This window comes from Skermanella sp. (assembly GCF_059503625.1).
This window is the reverse complement of record NZ_JCACHA010000341.1, coordinates 1-2,764: the sequence shown is the minus strand read 5'-3', so window position 1 is coordinate 2,764 and position 2,764 is coordinate 1. Positions and strand designations below refer to the sequence as shown.

Sequence of the window (2,764 nt, the reverse complement as noted above, 5' to 3'; positions counted from 1 at the left end):
CCAGATCAGCCCGAAAGGGCCCGCTCAAGCAGACACCGGTGAATAGGTCAGGCTAATCGTCGCAGCTGGACTGGTGGCGGCGGTCGGCGATGTGAGCCGGTTCGGCAACTCCGAGAATTTTGTCAGCTACGTCGGCCTGAACCCGCGTGTATGGCAGGCCGGCGTGAGGCTGGCGCAGCATGACCGCATCAGCAAGCACGGCCGCTTCCACGCTCGCGCCATGCTAGTGGAGGCGGCCTGGGCCGCCTCCAAGGCGCCGGGCCCACTGCGGGCCTTTTTCCTGCGGATCAGGGCGCGACGCGGCCACCAGGTTGCGGCAGTGGCGGTGGCGCGCAAGCTTGCCGTAGGATGTCAAGCACGATGCCGTGCTGGTCCACTGCGCGCCAAAAATAATGCAACTCGCCTTTGGTCTTTAGGAACACCTCATCGACATGCCAGATATCGCCCGGCTTGGGTCGGCGTCGACGCAGCTTTCGAGCGAAGGTGCTGCAGAATGTCAGACACCAGTTCCGGATGCTCTCGTGGGTGACGTCGATGCCTCGCTCTGCCAGAATTAGCTCGACATCGCGCAGGCTCAGGCTGAAGACATGATAAAGCCATACCGCATGGCTGATAATCTTGACCGGAAAGCGGTGCCCGGGGTAAGTGGCGGGCTCGGGCGTCATCAAACCAGCTTGGCCCAGCCACTTCGTTCCTTATAGAGGCCGACAACTTAGAAATGCCCATGCACCTCATCGCATGGATCGGCAAATGCCAAGTACCGTCCGCAACGCTGTAGATCGGCCGGGGACGGAAGTATCGACCGGGACCGATGCGGGAAATCGATTGTGCGCTCCTAGTAGTTTCGGCATGCAGGTCCGATGGAGTTAAGAGACCTCGCAGAGCGGCTGCCGCCCCGGATTCACGACTGGGCCCGCCGCATTGTCCTGCGCTCACCCACCCTCTGCCGCCTTCTCCTAGAGCCCAACGAGGTGCGCGGCCGCTACGATGCTTGGCTGCGCGCCGGGCTTGAGCGGCTGCCGGTTGCGGCAAGCGATGCCGAGGCATCGTCTGGGCCGGTCATCTCTGTGGTGATGCCTGTCTACAACACCAAAGAGCCGCTGCTGCGCGCGGCGATCAGCTCCGTCCAGCGCCAGAGCTGGCCGCGATGGGAGCTCTGCATCGCCGACGACGCCTCGCCCTTGCCGCATGTGCGTCGCGTCCTCGAAGAGGCGGCTGCGGCCGACACGCGCATCAAGGTGCAGTTCCGAGCCAGCAATGGCCACATCGCCGCCGCGAGCAATACAGCGTTGTCGCTAGCCGATGGAGAGTGGGTCGCATTGCTGGACCATGATGACCTGTTGCCGCCGCACGCGCTCGCGGCGGTTGCGGCAGCGGCGCTTCGTCACCCGACTGCCGCTTTGATCTTCAGCGACGAGGACAAAATCGACGAGGCCGACGGTCGGAGCGATCCGTACTTCAAAGCCGGCTTCGACCCGGATCTGCTGCTTGGCCAAAACATGATCAGCCATCTCGGCGTGTACCGACGTGACCTGTTGCAGCGAATTGGCGGCTGGCGCGACGGGTTCGAGGGCAGCCAGGACTACGACCTCGCACTCCGGGCGATGGCTAAAGCGGGGAGCGCCGCGGTGATCCACGTACCTGGTGTGCTCTACCACTGGCGGCAGGCGTCCACAGAAGAGTCCTTCTCGCAGCGCGCGCTCGAGCAATGCGCTGCCTCCGGGCGGCGCGCCGTGGCCGATCACCTGCGCCAGAGGGGCGTCGCAGGCGCGAGGGTCGAGCCATTGGCCAGGATCCTATCGTGGAACCGCGTTCGGTGGCCGCTACCCGAACGACCGGTGCCGGTCACGCTGGTGGTGATGGCCGGCTCCGATATAGGCCGCAGCATCGCCGCGCTTCAGCCGCTGGTCGAGAGCACCATCCATCCGGTGGCCGAGATCTTTGTTCCTTTAGCCGCCGACCTAGCCCCCACAGCTCCTGCCCCAGCCGTGCCAGGCAAGGCCTTGGTCCTGCCGTGCGGCAGCGGTGCGAGCTGGGCGCAGCGCGTCAACCGAGCAGTCTCTGCGGCGCGCGGCACGGTCGTCATCCTGACCGGTGCGGAGCCTGCTGTGGCCAATCCGGATTGGCTCGGCGAGCTCGTATCGCAGCTGCTCCGCCCAGATGTCGCCGCGGTCGGCGGCCCCGTGCTCACACCGCGGCGGCGGCTCCGCCATGCCGAGCTCGCCTTCGATCCGTCTGGCACAGTCGTGCCGGCCTACCAAGGAGCTAATAGCCGAGCGGTTGGCTACAACGGCGCACTTGCGCTCGTGCGCCGCGTTGGTGCGCTCAGCGGGGGCTTCATGGGGTTTCGCCGACAGGTCTTCCTGGACGCTGGCGGCGTCGACGAGGCGCTCGCGGCTGGTCTTGCCGATGTCGATCTCTGCATGCGGCTCCGGCAGCGGGGTGGCGCGGTGCTGTGGACACCCCATGCGCCGTTGATCGAGGCATCCAGGCAGGCGAACCGCATCGCGCAGGCCAATGAATACGCCCTCCTGAGAACTCGTTGGGGTCCTGCCCTCGCACGTGATCCCGCGCGCAGCCCGCTGCTGACGCTGCGTGAAGGATGGCCCGCGCTGCCGCTTTGATATCTGCTTAATGGAGGGCTACCGGTGGCTCGCGCGATTGAGGCGCCTGAGCTTGACGGTCCCGATTCAGCGCCAGTCTTCACCCAGCTGTTTGATCCCGGGGTTTGATGGTGCAGTCTTCCAGCAGGCGTGGAAGGACG

At 65.5% G+C, this 2,764-nt stretch carries 1 protein-coding gene and 2 pseudogenes; 2 read left to right on the top strand and 1 reads right to left on the bottom strand.

Features of this window, described 5'->3' with window-relative positions; translation table 11 throughout:
• Window positions 1–46 precede the first annotated feature (46 nt).
• Window positions 47–346, top strand: a pseudogene (locus AC5JJ6_RS07790) (transposase); the annotation flags it as partial.
• Here AC5JJ6_RS07790 and AC5JJ6_RS07785 read toward each other — a convergent pair.
• Window positions 339–665: pseudogene (locus AC5JJ6_RS07785) on the bottom strand (IS6 family transposase); the annotation flags it as partial. The pseudogenes AC5JJ6_RS07790 and AC5JJ6_RS07785 sit on opposite strands and share 8 nt — an antisense overlap.
• A gap of 306 nt (window positions 666–971) precedes the next feature.
• Between AC5JJ6_RS07785 and AC5JJ6_RS07780 the strand changes: the two are divergent.
• The gene (locus tag AC5JJ6_RS07780; RefSeq protein ID WP_496041490.1) at window positions 972–2,624 is read left to right on the top strand and encodes a glycosyltransferase family 2 protein; all 1,653 of its coding nucleotides are present in this window, start codon (window positions 972–974) and stop codon (window positions 2,622–2,624) included.
• Window positions 2,625–2,764 lie beyond the last annotated feature (140 nt).